The 17295-nt window shown below is 28.9% G+C and carries 16 protein-coding genes; 14 read left to right on the top strand and 2 right to left on the bottom strand.

Annotated features, from left to right (window positions below; translation table 11 throughout):
* Positions 1-155 precede the first annotated feature (155 nt).
* From B5E58_RS12195 to qatD, 12 genes are all read left to right on the top strand, one after another.
* Positions 156-653: a hypothetical protein gene (locus B5E58_RS12195; protein WP_088109931.1), complete on the top strand. Its 498-nt coding sequence runs from the start codon at positions 156-158 to the stop codon at positions 651-653.
* A 484-nt stretch (positions 654-1137) separates the two neighbouring features.
* Positions 1138-1287: a hypothetical protein gene (locus B5E58_RS13535; RefSeq protein ID WP_158097760.1), complete on the top strand. Its 150-nt coding sequence runs from the start codon at positions 1138-1140 to the stop codon at positions 1285-1287.
* A 44-nt stretch (positions 1288-1331) separates the two neighbouring features.
* A complete protein-coding gene (locus B5E58_RS12190; protein ID WP_206608583.1) occupies positions 1332-2426 on the top strand; it encodes an SPASM domain-containing protein in 1095 nt (364 codons plus the stop codon).
* A complete protein-coding gene (locus B5E58_RS12185) occupies positions 2423-3076 on the top strand; it encodes a hypothetical protein (protein ID WP_088109930.1) in 654 nt (217 codons plus the stop codon). The genes B5E58_RS12190 and B5E58_RS12185 overlap by 4 nt, the downstream gene beginning before the upstream one ends.
* A 558-nt stretch (positions 3077-3634) precedes the next feature.
* Positions 3635-3745 (top strand): helix-turn-helix domain-containing protein, encoded by a 111-nt coding sequence (locus B5E58_RS14055; RefSeq protein WP_443080084.1) that lies wholly within the window; start codon positions 3635-3637, stop codon positions 3743-3745.
* A 15-nt stretch (positions 3746-3760) separates the two neighbouring features.
* Positions 3761-6598 carry an SNF2-related protein gene (locus B5E58_RS12180; RefSeq protein WP_088109929.1) on the top strand — a complete coding sequence of 946 codons (2838 nt, stop codon included), beginning with the start codon at positions 3761-3763 and terminating at the stop codon, positions 6596-6598.
* 14 nt (positions 6599-6612) lie between these two features.
* The gene (locus B5E58_RS12175; protein WP_088109928.1) at positions 6613-8151 is read left to right on the top strand and encodes a site-specific DNA-methyltransferase; all 1539 of its coding nucleotides are present in this window, start codon (positions 6613-6615) and stop codon (positions 8149-8151) included.
* A complete protein-coding gene (locus tag B5E58_RS12170; protein WP_158097759.1) occupies positions 8144-11020 on the top strand; it encodes a DEAD/DEAH box helicase family protein in 2877 nt (958 codons plus the stop codon). Before B5E58_RS12175 ends, B5E58_RS12170 begins: the two co-directional genes overlap by 8 nt.
* 42 nt (positions 11021-11062) lie before the next feature.
* Positions 11063-12883 (top strand): KAP family P-loop NTPase fold protein, encoded by a 1821-nt coding sequence (locus B5E58_RS12165; RefSeq protein WP_088109926.1) that lies wholly within the window; start codon positions 11063-11065, stop codon positions 12881-12883.
* Positions 12884-13120: 237 nt separating this feature from the next.
* Positions 13121-13669, top strand: a complete 549-nt coding sequence (locus B5E58_RS12160; RefSeq protein WP_242956674.1) for a hypothetical protein — start codon at positions 13121-13123, stop codon at positions 13667-13669.
* Complete coding sequence (qatC, locus tag B5E58_RS12155) at positions 13666-14958, top strand: Qat anti-phage system QueC-like protein QatC (RefSeq protein WP_088109924.1); 1293 nt, start codon at positions 13666-13668, stop codon at positions 14956-14958. The genes B5E58_RS12160 and qatC overlap by 4 nt, the downstream gene beginning before the upstream one ends.
* Positions 14945-15676: a Qat anti-phage system TatD family nuclease QatD gene (gene qatD / locus B5E58_RS12150; RefSeq protein ID WP_088109923.1), complete on the top strand. Its 732-nt coding sequence runs from the start codon at positions 14945-14947 to the stop codon at positions 15674-15676. Before qatC ends, qatD begins: the two co-directional genes overlap by 14 nt.
* A gap of 333 nt (positions 15677-16009) precedes the next feature.
* Here qatD and B5E58_RS14050 read toward each other — a convergent pair whose 3' ends face one another.
* On the bottom strand, positions 16010-16180 hold the full coding sequence (locus tag B5E58_RS14050; protein WP_443080083.1) for an IS3 family transposase: 171 nt from the start codon (positions 16178-16180) through the stop codon (positions 16010-16012).
* A gap of 54 nt (positions 16181-16234) precedes the next feature.
* Between B5E58_RS14050 and B5E58_RS13820 the strand changes: the two genes are divergently transcribed.
* A complete protein-coding gene (locus B5E58_RS13820; RefSeq protein WP_242956673.1) occupies positions 16235-16399 on the top strand; it encodes a hypothetical protein in 165 nt (54 codons plus the stop codon).
* A gap of 15 nt (positions 16400-16414) precedes the next feature.
* Positions 16415-16822 carry a restriction endonuclease gene (locus tag B5E58_RS13815; protein WP_330395652.1) on the top strand — a complete coding sequence of 136 codons (408 nt, stop codon included), beginning with the start codon at positions 16415-16417 and terminating at the stop codon, positions 16820-16822.
* Between the two features lie 108 nt (positions 16823-16930).
* On the opposite strand, the gene B5E58_RS12135 is transcribed toward B5E58_RS13815, so the two are convergent.
* The gene (locus B5E58_RS12135) at positions 16931-17266 is read right to left on the bottom strand and encodes a hypothetical protein (RefSeq protein WP_088109922.1); all 336 of its coding nucleotides are present in this window, start codon (positions 17264-17266) and stop codon (positions 16931-16933) included.
* Positions 17267-17295: the final 29 nt, after the last annotated feature.

Genomic DNA, 17295 nt, shown 5'->3' with positions numbered 1-17295 from the left:
ATACAATAGAACTTAAAAATGATAAACTTATACAATGCAGAGGATATAGTAATAAAGAAATGAATTATGATATAAAAAATGTAGTTAAAAGTTATATTTCTTTTATAAATAAAAAGAATATAATTAAATATGCAGTATAAAGATAGGAGAATTATATGGATATTACAATAAATACAGATATCAAAGAACTTTATGAATATTATGAAAAGCGTGTTATAAGAGCTGAAGAAATGAATATTGATGAAAGTTCAAGATTTTATCCTTCTTTTATTGAGATAAATAAAAGATATAATGCTCTTTCGATGGCTGTTATATTTATAAATGAAATAAGTTATGATAAAGAGCCTAATTCTTACAAAAGAAAGTTTTTCTGTTGTTTGAAATATATCTTAACAGAACTTTTTGTTTCGGAAGCTATCATAAATGATAAAGGGGTTAAAGAATATCCTTATGTAAATATTAATATATATTTACAAGATGAAGAGACGTTGAAGATTTATAATAAGGCTAAAAGTGTTATTAATATGATCAAAAATATTGATTTTAACAGAAAAGATATAATTGATATTTTAAAAGATAGTATTTCGTCAATAATTAGATGGGTTATAATTGTTAGAGAAATGAAGTTTTCTGTTGAAGTTAAAAGAAAATAATTTTTAAAGTTATATAAAATACTAAAATTTTTATACATATACTTATTTTTATTTGAGTTATAATATTTTGAATATATAAATTATTTGTATATTTCATGAAATATAATAGTAGTCAACTATTAAATGCATAGCATTATTATAATAACTGATGGACTTTAAATACCATCAGTTATTATTTATTAATAAAATTTCAATCTAGACAGATGACTAGTAAAGTTTTTAATTAAGTGATAATAAACTCTATATATGATATAATATAAAAGTGATTACTAACTGGAAATATTAAATATTTAGATAAATACCAATCTATTGTGAAAGGTTCAGGTTTAAGGAATGTAATTAAATTGGAAAAAATGGTTGTAAATGAGTATTATCAAAACAAAGAAGAATTTTATAATAAAACTTATGAAATAATTATCAAGTATACCAAAATATTTTATATAAAATTTAATAAATAAGTTATTAAAGAGAGGAGATAAATATTATGTCAAAAGATATTAAAATTATGATAGAGGAACTTGAAGAATATTATGAATGTGCAGGATTTGAAGATTACTATAATAAAGTTTTAAAAAATATGAGCGATGAAGAAATTGTAAGTCACTATAATTTAACTTTTTCTAAAGAAGATTAAATATGATTAATTTTATATTGCTTTAAAAGTAAAGAAGGGATATTTTGAAATATAAAATTATAGATAAAAAATATAGATTTATTACCGCATTTGATACTAAAACAGGAGCATATGTTAGAAGTGGAGTTATAGACAAAAATGGAAAAGATACAGGAATAGATCCCTTTATGGCATCTTTTCCGCATTTAATAGATGTTGGTATAATGGGGCACTGTGTTCATGGAAAGACAGGTTTATGTGTAAAAGCAGGAATAGGTTGTTATCAAAGTGGTTTAACTATTGAAAAACCTAATATGAAATTAAAAGATTTTATATGGATCGCAGAACAATGTAGTGGAAGATGCAATCAATTTGCTTTAGGAGGTAGAGGAGATCCAGACCAACACGAAAATTTTGAAGATATACTTAAAGTATGTAAAGAAAATAATATTGTTCCTAACTTTACAACATCAGGTTATGGTATGACACCAGAAATTGCGAAGCTGTGTAAAGAGTACTGTGGAGCTGTTGCTGTTAGTTGGTATAGAAGTGAATATACATATAATGCAATAAATATGCTCTTAAAAGCAGGTGTTAAAACAAATATTCATTATGTATTAGGTAATAATAGTATCGATGAGGCAATAGAAAGATTGTATAATAATGATTTTCCAAAAGGAATAAACGCAGTTATATTTCTATTACATAAACCAATAGGAATGGGTTTAAAAGAAAATATGCTGAAAATATCAAATCCTAAAGTTAAAAAATTTTTTGAGTTATTAGATTTAAAATATCCATTTAAAATAGGTATGGACAGTTGTAATGTTCCAGGAGCTATTAATTTTTGTAAGAATATAGTACCAGAAGCTTTTGATACTTGTGAAGGTGGAAGATATAGTTGCTATATTGGTGCAGATATGATTATGCTTCCTTGTAGTTTTGATCAAAATCAGATTTATAAAGTGAATTTAAGAGATAAAAATATAGAAGAGGCATGGAACAGTAAAGAATTTGAAAAATTTCGTGAAAATATGTTAAGAGCTTGTCCAGATTGTAATAATAGTGAATTATGCAAAGGTGGTTGTCCACTTATGCCTGATATTGTTTTATGTGATAAAAAAGAGCGTAAAATTTTCAAAGGAGGTACATTAATATGAAGTTTAGAACTGATTTCGTGACAAATTCAAGTAGTAGTTCATTTTTACTAACATTAAAAGTTGAATTAAAAAATGGAAAAACTATTGAGTTTGAAGCAGCAAGTGACTGTGAAGGAGGAACAGATTATAGTTGTCTTTCAGTAAGAAAATCTCCAAAAGAATGGGCAGAAAGTAAAAATATTGATGAATTAGTAAAGATTATAATAGAGTCTGTAAAAGAAGGTTTGGAAAGTGACGATGAATATGATGATGAGTTTTGCTCTATAAATGTTTTTACAGAAGAGAGTAGCTTTATAAAACAAATTAAAGAGATTAACTCTATGGATGAAATAGCTAAAATTACAATAGAAGGTTTTGAAGATGCTGGATATAATATTGAAGAAGATGATTACTCAGGACCTTATGCAAATTCTAAAATTGTATCTTATGATTTGATTAATAAAAAAGGAAGTTTAGTACGTTATGGTTATGATGGTTATATTGAAACTGGTGAAGGAACAGGGGGAGAATTAAATTTTTCTACTAATGGTATAAAACGAGTATCAAAAAAACAGCCAGATGACTGGTATGAAGAAAAAAAAGAGCGATTAGATAATGCCTATAGGAATAACTTTTGGGATCAACTTTTTGAAGATGATGATGAGGAATAATATATTAAAATTGAATTTAAAAAGTTCTGTCATTTTTTTTGGCAGAACTTTTTATTATGTATTAATTTATATATAGTAGATATATATTGATTACGAAAACTTTTCCTTTTTCACAAAAATTGATATAATTTGATTTTTTAATAAATATTATAAATACTTATTAGAAAATTTTTAAAATATACTTAATGACTGTAATATCAAATGTTAAATAATATTTTGAAAGATAATATTTATCAATAAATATTGATGTAAAGTTAAATAAAAAATCAAAAAATAATAAAATATATGTTATTTATATTACTTATCAGTTCTTTAAAAACTAAATTTACTAAGTTTTTTGGAAAGCTTTTGTTCTCATTAAAACATTTTTATTAAAGTAATGGCAATTGAAAATGAATAACTAATATGTTAAAGTAAAGAATAACAACAAGAAAATTAAGATTATATTTCAATAGATGTAAAAAAATGTCGGTTACATATAACAAACTTTGAATTTATTAATCTATAAAGATATGAAAAAAAGATTTATAGATACTTGCAGGTATTTGTATTTTATAAATAACTAAACTTAGAAAAAATGAAAATGTTAATATGGATATTATTCAAAAAATATATGTTGAAATTAAGTGTGATATTTCAGATATATTAAAATTTGGAGAAGATAAATAAAGTGAGGGTATTAGCATGGTAAATTTTACACCACATCAATCAAGATATTTTGCTGAGCAAATACAATTAAAAAGACCACATTCTAGTTTTGAATCTATAGCATCTTCTATGACAGGTGTTAAAGTAGATTTAAATCCACATCAAGTTGATGCGGCAATGTTTGCTGTAAAATCACCACTTAGCAACGGAGCTATTTTAGCTGATGAAGTTGGTTTAGGGAAGACGATTGAAGCAGGTCTTGTACTTGCACAGTATTGGGCAGAAAGAAAAAGGAAAATTATATTAATTGTTCCAGCTTCTCTTAGAATGCAATGGAGACAAGAACTTGAAGATAAATTTTATATCGATTCTATTATTATGGAATCCAAAGAATTTAATCATCTTAGAAAAAATGGCTCAATAAATCCATTTGAAGTTTCTAATAAAGTAGTTATTTGTTCTTATGATTTTGCATCACGTAAAGCACAAGAATTAAAAGCAGTAAACTGGGATCTTGTTATTATGGATGAAGCACATAGACTTAGAAATGTATACAAAACTAGTAATATTACAGGTAACAAACTTAAGAAAGCATTTGGAGGAAAAAAGAAACTTTTATTAACTGCAACTCCACTTCAAAATAATCTTATGGAGTTATATGGTTTAGTAAGTATTATTGATGATTATGTTTTTGGTGATGCTAAAACATTCAGGGAAATGTATGTTGCTGTTAATAATACGGAGATTCGTAATAACAATCTTAAGAAAAGATTACAATCATTTTGTCAACGAACACTTCGTTCGCAAGTAATAGAATATGTTCGATATACAAATAGAATTCCAATTTTGCAAGAGTACACACCTTCTCCAGATGAAGAAAAATTATATAATTTTATTTCTGATTATTTACAGACTGATAAATTATATGCACTTCCTGAAGGACAGCGTACACTTATTACAATGGTTCTTAGAAAACTATTAGCTTCTTCTTCATTTGCAATTTCAGGGACATTAAATTCATTAATTGAAAGATTAAATAATCTTTTGTTGGGTGTTGAAAGTGATTTAAATATTGAAGACTATGATACTATTGATGAATTAAAAGAATCATTTGATGATGAGGAGAATATAACTGCAGAATTAATTCGAGACCGAGAAGGTATCATGCGAGAATTAGCACAGCTTGAAGAATATGCTCGTTTAGCACAAAGTATTACAGAAAATTCTAAAGGTGAAAATCTTTTAACAGCATTACATAAAGGTTTTGAAGAAACAGAAAAACTTGGCGGACAAAGAAAGGCTGTAATATTTACGGAATCAAGAAGAACACAAGATTATTTATATAATTTGTTATCAAATAACGGTTATGCAGGTCAGATTGTCTTTCTTAATGGTTCTAATAATGATGCTGATTCAAAAAGAATACTTAATGAATGGAAAGAACGCCATAAAAATGATGGTAGAGTTTCTGGATCTCGAACTGCTGATATTAAAGCAGCAGTTGTTGAAGAATTCAAAGATAGAGCTAGTATTTTAATTGGAACAGAAGCAGCAGCTGAAGGTATAAATCTTCAATTTTGTAGTTTACTTGTTAATTATGACCTTCCATGGAATCCACAAAGAATTGAACAGCGAATTGGTCGATGCCACAGATATGGTCAGAAAAATGATGTGGTAGTTATCAATTTTCTTAATAGAAAGAATGCTGCTGATGTAAGAGTATATCAGTTGCTTGATCAAAAATTTAAACTTTTTAGTGGTGTGTTTGGTTCTTCTGATGAGGTTCTTGGTTCTATTGAATCAGGTGTTGATTTTGAAAAGCGTATTGCAGGAATTTATCAGAGATGTAAAACTTCTGATGAAATTACACGAGAGTTTGATGAATTACAAAAAGAAATGTCTGAAGTAATTAATGAAAAGATGACACAAGCTCGTCAAACTATCTTAGAGAATTTTGATGAAGATGTTGCTGCGAAGTTAAAAGATTGTCATACAAGTACAGTTGCTAGTATGGATAAGTATACTCGTTGGCTTTATTACTTTTTCCTTATTCATGGTGCAAACAGAGTTGAACCTATTGGTCATTTGCGTTTTCGTGTCTGTAATCAAGGACAATATAAAAACTATAATCTTGATTGGAAATCAGCGGAGAAATATGGAGATGTATTTCTTAGAAAAGATGATAAATTATACACAGAATGGTTAAATGAAGCAAAAGAACATAATTTAAGTTCTGTAACAATTGAATTTGATTATACAGGTAATTCTGATAGGCATATTGCATTTTTTGATTCACATATAGGATTAGAGGGTATGCTTTCTATAGATAAAATATCTTATGAGGGTATTGGTGAAGAAGAACATCTTATATTTACTGTGAAATGTAAAGATGGAACTATAATTGACGAAGAACTTATAAACAATATGATGGAACTACAAGGAAATATTATTGATGGTTGCCCTGTGGAATCTGATGAATTCATAAAACATAGACAAGAGCTTATAGTTTATCAGCAACAGCAAGTTGAAGAAAATAATAAAAAATATTATATCGAAGAATGCGATAAACTAGATGCTTATAGTGAGGATTTAAAAGAAGGGCTTAAGCGAGAACTTAAAGATTTAAAGAAAGCAATTACTGAAAAGAATAAAGAATTTAGGGCAAGCACCAATTTACCTCTTTCAGAAATGCTTAAAATAAAAGATGAACTTGAAAAAATGAAGAAAAAACGAAAGATAATGGAACGTGATATTAATAAACGTGAAGATGAAATTGATGAAATGAATGAACGTCTTCAAGATGAAATTCGTGAAAAACTAAAAGGTAATAGTAAGATTACTCATATTATGACCATTGGTTTTAAGATAAAATAATGGAGGAATTGTAAATGCAAAGATTAGAATTAACATGGATTGGAAAAGGTAAAGAACCCAAAATAGAGCCACGTATCTTACTTCACGATCCCTCAAAAGATTATGGAGATCCTAACACAGAAAATATGCTTATTCATGGGGATAATTTGCTTGCTTTAAAAGCATTGGAACAACAATATACAGGAAAAGTAAAATGTATTTATATAGACCCGCCTTATAATACTGGAGCAGCTTTTGAACATTATGATGATAATTTAGAACATAGTATTTGGCTTAATTTAATGAAAGCTCGTTTAGAATTGTTGAAATCTTTACTAAGGGATGATGGGTTTATTTTTGTTCAAATTGACGATGATGAAATGGCATATTTAAAAGTTTTGATGGATGAAGTATTTGGAAGAAATCATTTTATAAATACTATTGTTTGGAAAAGAAGAGGTGGTAGTGCTAATCCAAAAGACAGGTTAAACACTGTTAATGATTACATACTGTGGTATTCTAAAACTAGTGACTATACTATATACCCAATTTATTCTCTTGACGATGAAAATACGCAAGAATATATACGTAAGAGATTCAATAATGTTGATGAAAATGGGCGAAAATTTATGAAGTCACCTATACAAAGCCCTAACTATCGAGAAAATCTAATTTATGATTATAAAGGTTATAGAACTCCTACTAAAGGATATTCGATTTCACGAGAATTGATGGAACAATGGGACGCTGAAGGTAGATTGTGTTTTCCAGAGAAAAAAAGTCAAGTTATCAACAGAAAAATATTTCTTGATGAATACAAAGGTCAACCAATTAGTAATGTATGGACTGATGTTAAAGTTATTAATCCTATGTCCAAAGAACGTTCAGATTTTAATGGTGGTCAAAAGCCGGAAGCTATTATTGAACGAGTATTGCTACTTACTACAAAAGAAGGAGACTTAGTTTTAGATAGTTTTTTGGGTTCAGGAACAACAGCAGCCACTGCCCATAAAATGAAAAGAAAATGGATAGGTATTGAGTTGGGCGAGCATTGTTACTCACATTGTAAAGCAAGAATGGATAGAGTAATTGATGGTGAAGGCTTTGGCATTTCTGAAACCTATAAATGGCAAGGAGGAGGAGGCTATAAGTTTTATGAACTTGCCCCCTCTTTAATTGAAAAAGATAGGTATGGTAATCCCGTTATTTCAAGTCAATATAATTCAAATATGCTAATTGCGGCAATTGCAAAACTTAATGGATATTTTTATTCGCCAGATAGAGATATATTTTGGAAACAAGGTTATAGCCAAAATAATAGTTATATCTATGTAACAACTAACTATTTGGATTCTAAAATGTTAGACAGCATTGCGTCAGATATAAATGGAATGGAAAGATTGCTTATTTGTGCTCCTGCTTTTGATGTTGGACTTGATAAACGTTATGACAATATTCAAGTAAAGAAAATTCCACAGTCTGTTCTTGATAAATGTGAGTATGGGGTAGATAACTATAACTTAAATGTGGTTGATATTCCAATAATTGATGAGGAGGAATGGGAAGATGATTAAAGAATCCTATACCGAAAAATATTATACTTATCACTCTAAATATATTAGTAATGTTCTAGCTCTACGTCCACCGCAAGAAGAAAGTTTAGATTATTTTGCGAGATTATGCGATATTATTAGTTTGAAAAAAAATCCTACAACAATGCAGCAAATAATTTTGGATAATGAAGAAGAATATAATACACTATCTACAATTGAAAAGAAATACAAATTTCTTCACGATAAAGCTTCTTCTATAGCTTCAGATTTTTATGCTGATGATTTAAAAAACGCTCAGGAATATTTCAAAACACTTAGTTCTTTTGAAAGAGATTTCCCTTCTGTATGTTTTGCGTTAGCGACAGGTATTGGAAAAACAAGACTTATGGGTGCATGTATTGCCTATCTTCGTTATGAAAAAGGTATTAAAAACTTCTTTGTAATGGCACCTAACCTTACAATCTATAGAAAATTAAAATCAGATCTTGGAAATCCTTCAAATCCTAAGTATGTCTTTAAAGGATTGGATTTATTTGTTAATCCACCTCGTATTGTTGATGGTGAAAATTATGATGAATTCAGACAAATGAAGTCATTTGTTAATGATGTTACCATTAATGTATTTAATATTTCAAAGTTAAATTCTGATAGTAAAGTAAAAGCTGGTCAACCTGCACGAATTAAAAGATTAAGCGAAGTGCTTGGAGAATCATATTTCTCATACCTTCAATCACTTCCTGATTTATGTATATTTATGGATGAAAGCCATCATTATCATGCTGACAAAAGTTTTGATGTTATTAACGAACTTCGTCCTATTCTTGGTGTTGAGTTGACTGCAACTCCTCAGATTCAAAAAGGTGCAAAAAAAATACCATTTAAAAATGTTATTTATGAATATTCTCTTGCTCATGCATTAAATGATGAAAAATATGTAAAGGTTCCGGCTGTCTTTACTCGTAAGGATTTTAGGCCAGAAGAATATACGGAGGAACAGCTTGATCATGAGAAATTAAATGATGGTCTTCGTTTGCACGAAGATACTAAAAGTAAGTTGGAAATTTATGCTCGTACTTTTGACAAACCAGTAGTAAAACCTTTTGTTCTTGTTGTTGCTAGGGATACTGACCATTCAAAAGAGATTATGAAATATATCAAATCTAATGATTTTTTTAATGGTTACTATGCTGACAAGGTTATGGAAATTAACTCTGCACAGAGAGGTGCTGAAAAAGATGAAAATATTGAACAGTTATTATCACTGGAAAATCCAGATAATAAGATTGAAATAGTTATTCATGTTAATATGTTGAAAGAAGGTTGGGATGTAACAAACCTATATACTATTATTCCGTTACGTGCTTCAGCTTCTGAAACTTTAACTGAACAGACAATTGGACGTGGTTTACGTCTTCCATATGGTGAACGCACTGGTGTTGATGAAGTTGACCGTTTATCTATTGTGAGTCACGATAAATATGAAGCTATTATAAATTTGGCAAATGATCCAGAATCTCTTGTTAGAAAAATATATTATATTGATGATGCTGAACAAGAAACTGAAGGTCCAAAAGAAACTATAGAAATGCCTACAACTTATGATTCAATTATTAAAGATGTAAGTTTCACAGAACAATTAGCTTTTACATTAATGGAGACTCCTACTTACGCAGCCATCACTACTCAGGAAAAACCAAAAGTAGAAGAACAGGTAAAGGAAGTTGCTAAGTTTGTTGCTTCATATACTTCAACAAGTGTGACAGAGTTAAATCGTCAGATTAAAACTTTCAATGCTGTGAAAGATCCAGAAATACGAGAATCTATTCATAAGACTGTTGTTGCTGAAACTATTAAAAAGTTCCCACATATGAACTTAAACCCAGAAACATTAACATCAGTTGTTGAAAAAGCAATCAATACTTGTGTTCAAGCATTAACTGATTATATTATTCCTATTCCACAAACTGTTATTCAACCTTTTAACGAGACAAAACGTGGTTTTGTAGATTTTAATTTAGAAACAAAAAATATGAATTGGCATCCATCAAATCAATCAATGATTGGAACTGAACTTCGTGAAGGTGGAGAAACATTTGAATATAATCCTGAGATATCAGCTTTAACAAGAGTTGACACTGTTGAAAACGAAATAGTAAGACATATTATTGTTCATGATAATATAGATTATTCAATTTGTGCAGACTTGCTTTATAAACTTGTCGGAGAAGCAAAAACTCATTTCTGTACTTATCTGTCAGAAAAAGATGCTATAGAAGTGATGTATCAGCGTCAGACTACTATTGCAGATTTAATCTATGCTCAAATGATGCAACATTTTTATACAAATGAAGTTAAATATCGAGCTACTGAAATGCGTCCTTTTTCACGTATAGAAACAGGATTTGGTTGTAAAATAAAATCTGATGAAATATATGATTTACGAGCAACTATACCAGCAAGCAAAGTGCGTTCTAAGGTTTTCAATGGATTTAAAAAAGCTTGCCACACATTATATAAATTTGACAGTGATACAGAACGTAAATTTGCAATTGTTCTAGAGAATGATAAAGCAGTAAATAAATGGATGCGACCTTCACCGAAGCAGTTCAATATTTATTATGGTCCAAGTGGTATGAGTAGATATGAACCTGACTTTATTGTAGAAACAGATAATGAAATTTTTATGATTGAGACGAAAGCAAGCAATGAGATTAATAGTAAAGATGTTCTTGAAAAAGCAAAGGCTGCTGAAGAATATTGTAAAGCTGCGTCAGAGTGGAATGGTCAAAATCAAGGAAAGCCTTGGACTTATGTCTTAATTTCCCATGATGAAGTTCGTTTAAATTCTAGCTTTAAATATTTGGTTGAGAATAGAGTTCAATATGAGTAAATAAACATGTGATGATTATGTAAGATATAAGGACTTGGTTGTATGTGGAAAGATAGTGAAACTGAACTTGATTTTCTTGATTATGATTATTTGATACAAACAGTTCAAAGTATTATCATGGATGATACTCTTTTGCCGGCGAGCATTGGTATTTATGGCGATTGGGGTAGTGGAAAGTCAAGTTTAATGTATATGTGTAAAGAGCGTTTAACAAATGTTGATGAGAAAATCAAGTGTTTGCTATTTAACGGTTGGCTTTTTGAAAATTATGAAGACGCAAAAACAGCTATATTAGGCACAATACTTGACGAAATAAGTAAACAAGAAAGTTTATCTCAAAAAGCGAAAGACATTATTAAAGGTTTATATAAAAGTATTGATAAGTTTAAACTCGTCAAAGGAGCATTGAAGTATGGAACTGATTTATTGACGACTGGGGGAATTACTTCTTTGCTTGGTATTACAATTGGTCAAATTTATAAAAAAGCTCAAGATAACATAGAAAATTCTGAGTTGGAAAAAATTTATTCTAATATATCTGATGAATTAAATAATAAAGAATTGCGTGAGGACATTAGAAAGTTTCAGGAAGAATTTGCAACTTTGTTGGAAGAATCAAAGATTAGTCGTCTAGTTGTTTTTGTTGATGAGTTGGATAGATGTAGACCAGATACTATATTGGATACATTAGAAGCAATAAAGCTATTTCTATTTGAAGGTAAAGTTGCTTTTATTATTGGTGCCGACGAGCGTCATATTTCGTATGCTGTTAAGAGTAAATTTAAAGATATTGAAGGAATTCAAATTGACATAGGAAAAGAATATCTTGAAAAGTTAATTCAATATCCAATTCGTATTCCACGATTAAATGCGGATGAGGTTGAAATCTATATAGCATGTTTACTTTTACAATCTGAATTAGACAAAGAAAATTTTCAAAAAGTACTATCTTGGACAGTAAAAGAGAAAAACAAAGATTTTGAAAAATTCAAGATGAATTCTGTTAGCGATTTATTTAAAGATACTATAGCTGTACATACAAAGGTAGTAGAATCACTTTCTGTTGCGAATCAACTTGCCTTTGTTTTGTCTAATGGTCTACATGGCAACCCTCGTCAATGTAAGCGTTTCTTAAATTCGATGGATATGAGGCTTCAAATGGCATCATACAAGAATAAAAAATTAAATAGAAAGATTCTTGCTAAAATAATGATGTTAGAATATATTAAGCCAAGAATTTTTAATAAAATTGCCGAAATGGCTGCCAACAATAAACTTAGTACAGAATTATCTTTATTTGAAAATGGAACGCCGGAAAAAGCTGCTGAATTAAAAATTTGGAGAGAAGATACTTGGTTTTTAAATTGGTGCAAAATTGTTCCTAAATTATCTGGTGAAAACTTAAATACTTATTTTTATTTCACAAGAACATCTTTAGATGAAAAAATAAGTAAAATATCTTCAGTATTATCACCAGCAGGTAAAAACATATTAGATTTACTTATGTCGAAATCGGATGTTAAAATAAAACAAGCAATTGAAGAATCGAAGAATCTGTCCAACAATGAGGCGGCATTGATTATAGAAGCTATGAATTCTTCAATGTTAACCGAAACAAATATAAATAAAGAAATAGTTAAAGCATTTTTACTATTTGCACGACAGAGAACAGAATTAACTAATGATACTATTAGCTGTTTACAATCTTTCAGTGGCTCACAAATTTCGTTGGGTTGTGCAGGGTATATTGCTGATTTTGCGAATGAGACCAATAAACAAGTTGAAGTTCTAGAAATCGTTTCTAAGTGGGGAAAGAAAAAACCTGATTTACAAGGTGCGATAGAAAAATTAATAAAAAACTAATACAGTAGGAGAGAAAAGATGGGTACATCAAGTATTTTTAATGGTAGAAATGATAGAAATCCACTACTCCCAGAAGATTATGAATCTACACAGGAAGAACAAAAAATTTCTTCAGAGCCAGTGAAATGGCAAACTGTAAAGTCAGATATGTCAAAGTACATTAAAAGTGGAGGTACATACAGTTCTATTAAACATATTGCTCGACAATATGTAAGAGCAGCGGGTGGATCAAGTAGAATGGCATCGCACTCATATTCTGGAAAAAAAGTCGGAGCGAATATTGGTAGTTTCTTCAATGGAGTTGTTAATAATGGTATTGAATCAACTTTTAAGAGCTTAGGTATTCAATATGTAGGAAAATCAGTTGGAGAAATTTTTTCAAGATTAGTTGATGTGATAGCACCAAATTCAAATACAAAGGAAGATATTGTGGCAAAAGAAGCCACTCAGATGGCTTTGTCAAGGATTTATGACTATGTGGAAGCTAATGAGATGGATATAAAATGTATCAATAATATGCCTCCAGAATTAATGAATGGTGTCCTTAAAGAATATGTGGGTTCTTACATTTGGATTACAATGATGAATGATTTAGGTAGTCGATTGGAAATGTATATATCAAATTCTGAAGATGCTTATGCTACAGAATGTGAATTCAAAGATATGATTATGGGAATTGTAGATGTTGAATTTGACAAACAAGGTGATATTATCAATCAAGATGTTCATTCTACAATGAATAGTCTGTATGAACGATGTTTAGGTGTATTGGAGGGAATTGTATGAATATAGTTTGTCGTATAGATAAAACAGATACTTTTGAGACAGCGGAACAAGCAACATCTATTGATTTTTTTAATCCTAACTCCTTTTCATATACATTTTGGGATAATCGTAATAAATTGCCATATTGGTACAGCCAACAAGCTCTAGATTTATTATATGTATCGCTGAGTGCATTTGCAGCAGATAGGCTCTGTTTAAGAAACAATGCGGTTGATGGTTGGAGTAGAGAACTAACAATTTACATTCCGGTACTTGAATATGATCTATGGGAAAAGGCTAAGGAAACTCTTGAGGAAATGTTAGGATTTTTAAGTGGAGATAAATGGACTTTTATCTTTAGAAAAAGAGAACAGACGGAAAATGAAAAAGCGAAACATGAAAAGTGGGAAAAATCTAAACAACAAGCGAAGGATTATGAGCAACTTTGTATGTTTTCGGGTGGGATTGATTCTTTTATAGGAGCTATTGACTTACTTGAAAGTGAAAATAAAAAAACATTATTTGTAAGTCACTATGGTGGCGGAAAAGGAACTAAGGAGTTTCAGGATATTCTTAAAGAAAAATTCATCAATCAGTATTCTTTGGAATCAAGAGATTTTCACCAATATTATGCAAAAGTTGTTTCTGGTGTTGAAGATACTACGAGAACTCGTTCTTTTATGTTTTTTTCACATGCAATTGCTGTTGCTTCATGTTTGAAAAAATCAGTTGATTTGATCATACCGGAAAATGGATTTATTTCATTAAATATACCTAGTACATTTTCTCGTATAGGAACAAGTAGTACAAGAACAACTCATCCACATTATATGGCTCTTTTTCGAAAATTATTAGGGCTTATTAACATTTCAGTAAGATTAGTAAATCCATATCAGTTTAAAACTAAAGGTGAAATGTTGTTAGAATGTAGAAATCAGACATTTGTAAAGAATAACTTAGAAAACACAATGTCTTGTTCTCATCCGGATATTGGTAGAATGCAAAAAGAAACAGAAGCTCGACATTGTGGATACTGTTTACCATGCGTAATAAGACAAGCAGCTATTTTGCGTGCGGGAATGACAGATAAAAGCTCATATAGAGATAATAAATTTACCGGAGGTAAGGTTTCAAAAATTAATTTGAATTCATATCTTTTAGGATTGAGACATTTTAATCCTAAATATGCATTTATGACTATCCAATCAAGTGGCTCAATAACTGATAACATTATAAATTATGCAGACTTATATGTGCGAGGAATGAATGAATTAAAAACATATTTGGAGGCGTTAAATGACGAAGTTTAATATGGATGCACATATGCATTTTGATTTATATAAAAATAGACAAGATGTGTTGAATTATATCGAAGAGAATAAGTCGTATACAATTGCAGTTACTAACTTACCAGATTTGTATAAGCGATATTATGGAGAGGATTGGAATTATAAATATATAAGATTAGCCTTAGGCTTTCATCCGGAATTAGTAAGTCAATATGAAGATCAAATTGATATTTTTAAGGATTTTCTTCAAACTACCCGTTTTATCGGTGAAGTTGGATTGGATTATTCGATAAAGAGTGAAGAAAATCGAAAAAAACAAAGAGAAGTATTTAGACAAATAGTCAATTTATGCCAAAAGGATAAAAAAAAGATAGTTAGTGTTCATTCTAGAAGAGCGGAATCTGATTGTTTAAGTATTCTTTATGAATTTGAAGGAAAAGTGATATTGCATTGGTATACAGGCAGCTTACATAATTTAGCGACTGCATTGTCTCGTGGATATTATTTTTCAATTAATCAACAAATGATAAAAAATCAGAACGGAAGGAATATTATTGATAAGATTCCGATTGAAAGAATAATATTAGAAAGCGACGCCCCGTTTACTGTTGGACTTGATCTGAATTATAATTTGGTTTTTGTTAATGAACTTATAGCATATCTTTCACTTAAAAAAAATATCGACAAAGCAGTGCTTTATATGCAAATAAAAGATAATTTTAGAAAATTACTTTTATAAATAAGTATTGAAGTATATAGAATATTGTAAGTGTTATTTAATCTTAATAGATTATTCGATAAAATACTAACTCACGAGCAGAAAAAATCTTCGTATACTGATATACTAAAATTGCAATATTTTGTTTGAATAATATGATATATTAATATTAATTATTCAAGGAGGATTAGATTATGTCGGTATATTATAACAAAGACTTTAAAATAGATGTTGTAAAAGTCTATATAGTCGGTAATAAATCATAATGGACTATAGTCAATAAATTAGACAAAAAAAGAGAAATAAAGTTATTAAAATTTATACTTAAGCAGAAGAATTGTCATAAAAAAGTCTTTATTTTTCATTAGGTGAAAGCATATTGTTGGCAGAATGAGGACGTCTGGAATTATAGAAACACTCAATATAATCAAAAATATGTATTTTAAGTTCTGATAAAGATAAAAAAGGTAAGTTTAAAGATACTAAGGGAAATACTCTTGCTGATGATGATACATATAATACTATTATTAAAGATAAAGTTTACCGGATATTATTACACGGATTAGTGATGAAACTCTTTTGACACCAAAAACTATAAATGAAATATTAATTAAAAGTGGTCGTTGTCAGGATTTTTTAAATAATCCACAAGCATTTTTAGAACAAGTTACAGAGATTATACAGTTTTATCGTCACAATTTAGCTATTGATGGAATTAAATATATTAAGCTTGATGGTGAATAATATTATGTTCAAGAAATATTTGACTCATCAGAATTTATTGCTAATTTAGATAAAAACGCAGTAAAAGTAGAACATAGTATTTATGATTATATAGTTTATGATAGTAGTTTGATTGAAAAACCATTTGCTGTTGCATTAGATAATGACCTAGATGTAAAAATATTTTTTAAGATACCAAGTCGTTTCCATGATGTTGAAACACCAATAGGAATATATAATCCGGATTGGGCTGTATATTTAACAAGAAATGGTGAAGAAAAAATGTATTTCATTTTAGAAATAAAAGGCAGTACAAATTTTATGGATTTAATAGCTAAAGAGCAGTTAAAAATTCATTGTGGTAAAAAATATTTTGAAGCATTAGAAAATGGAGTATCAATGGAAGTTGCAACAGATTGGAAAAATCTGAAGATGAATTTGTAAAATAAACATTATTTAGGGTACAGATATGTTTTTATCTATACCCTTATTTTAATATAAATTAATATATTTTATTTTTTTAATAATAATATTGTTATGTTAATAATAAAATTAAATGTTTATTTTATATATTTCTATTGGTATATTTAATTTTTTACAATTATCAATTACAAATTTTGTACCTTTTGATTTCCCATCCCAAAAAGCAATAATATAATCACTATATTGTATAATTTCTATATTTCTTTTTAAAGGTGCTGATTTACCATATTTATTATATTTAGGCAGAAATTCTGTAAACTTAATATTATTTGATAGTGCATAATTTTTTGCAGAATTATCTATACCAATGGCTCCACCAGATACAATTTCAGATGCATCTTTAGGTATATATTCTTCTAAGTTATTTATACTTAAGCTTCTTGAACCAATTATTGCAATTTTCATATAAATCACCTCGATTAATAAATATACTG

This window comes from Tyzzerella sp. An114, assembly GCF_002161055.1.
GTDB lineage: Bacteria > Bacillota > Clostridia > Lachnospirales > Anaerotignaceae > Fimicola > Fimicola cottocaccae.
This window is presented reverse-complemented; position numbering and strand designations above follow the sequence as displayed.

What these genes read in the sequence shown, in the direction of transcription:
- B5E58_RS12195 (WP_088109931.1), top strand. Translation starts at nt 156, where the DNA reads ATGGATATTACAATAAATACAGATATCAAAGAACTTTATGAATATTAT.
- B5E58_RS13535 (WP_158097760.1), top strand. Translation starts at nt 1,138, where the DNA reads ATGTCAAAAGATATTAAAATTATGATAGAGGAACTTGAAGAATATTAT.
- B5E58_RS12185 (WP_088109930.1), top strand. Translation starts at nt 2,423, where the DNA reads ATGAAGTTTAGAACTGATTTCGTGACAAATTCAAGTAGTAGTTCATTT.
- B5E58_RS12180 (WP_088109929.1), top strand. Translation starts at nt 3,761, where the DNA reads ATGGTAAATTTTACACCACATCAATCAAGATATTTTGCTGAGCAAATA.
- B5E58_RS12175 (WP_088109928.1), top strand. Translation starts at nt 6,613, where the DNA reads ATGCAAAGATTAGAATTAACATGGATTGGAAAAGGTAAAGAACCCAAA.
- B5E58_RS12170 (WP_158097759.1), top strand. Translation starts at nt 8,144, where the DNA reads ATGATTAAAGAATCCTATACCGAAAAATATTATACTTATCACTCTAAA.
- B5E58_RS12165 (WP_088109926.1), top strand. Translation starts at nt 11,063, where the DNA reads ATGTGGAAAGATAGTGAAACTGAACTTGATTTTCTTGATTATGATTAT.
- B5E58_RS12160 (WP_242956674.1), top strand. Translation starts at nt 13,121, where the DNA reads ATGGCATCGCACTCATATTCTGGAAAAAAAGTCGGAGCGAATATTGGT.
- qatC (WP_088109924.1), top strand. Translation starts at nt 13,666, where the DNA reads ATGAATATAGTTTGTCGTATAGATAAAACAGATACTTTTGAGACAGCG.
- qatD (WP_088109923.1), top strand. Translation starts at nt 14,945, where the DNA reads ATGACGAAGTTTAATATGGATGCACATATGCATTTTGATTTATATAAA.
- B5E58_RS12135 (WP_088109922.1), bottom strand. Translation starts at nt 17,266, where the DNA reads ATGAAAATTGCAATAATTGGTTCAAGAAGCTTAAGTATAAATAACTTA.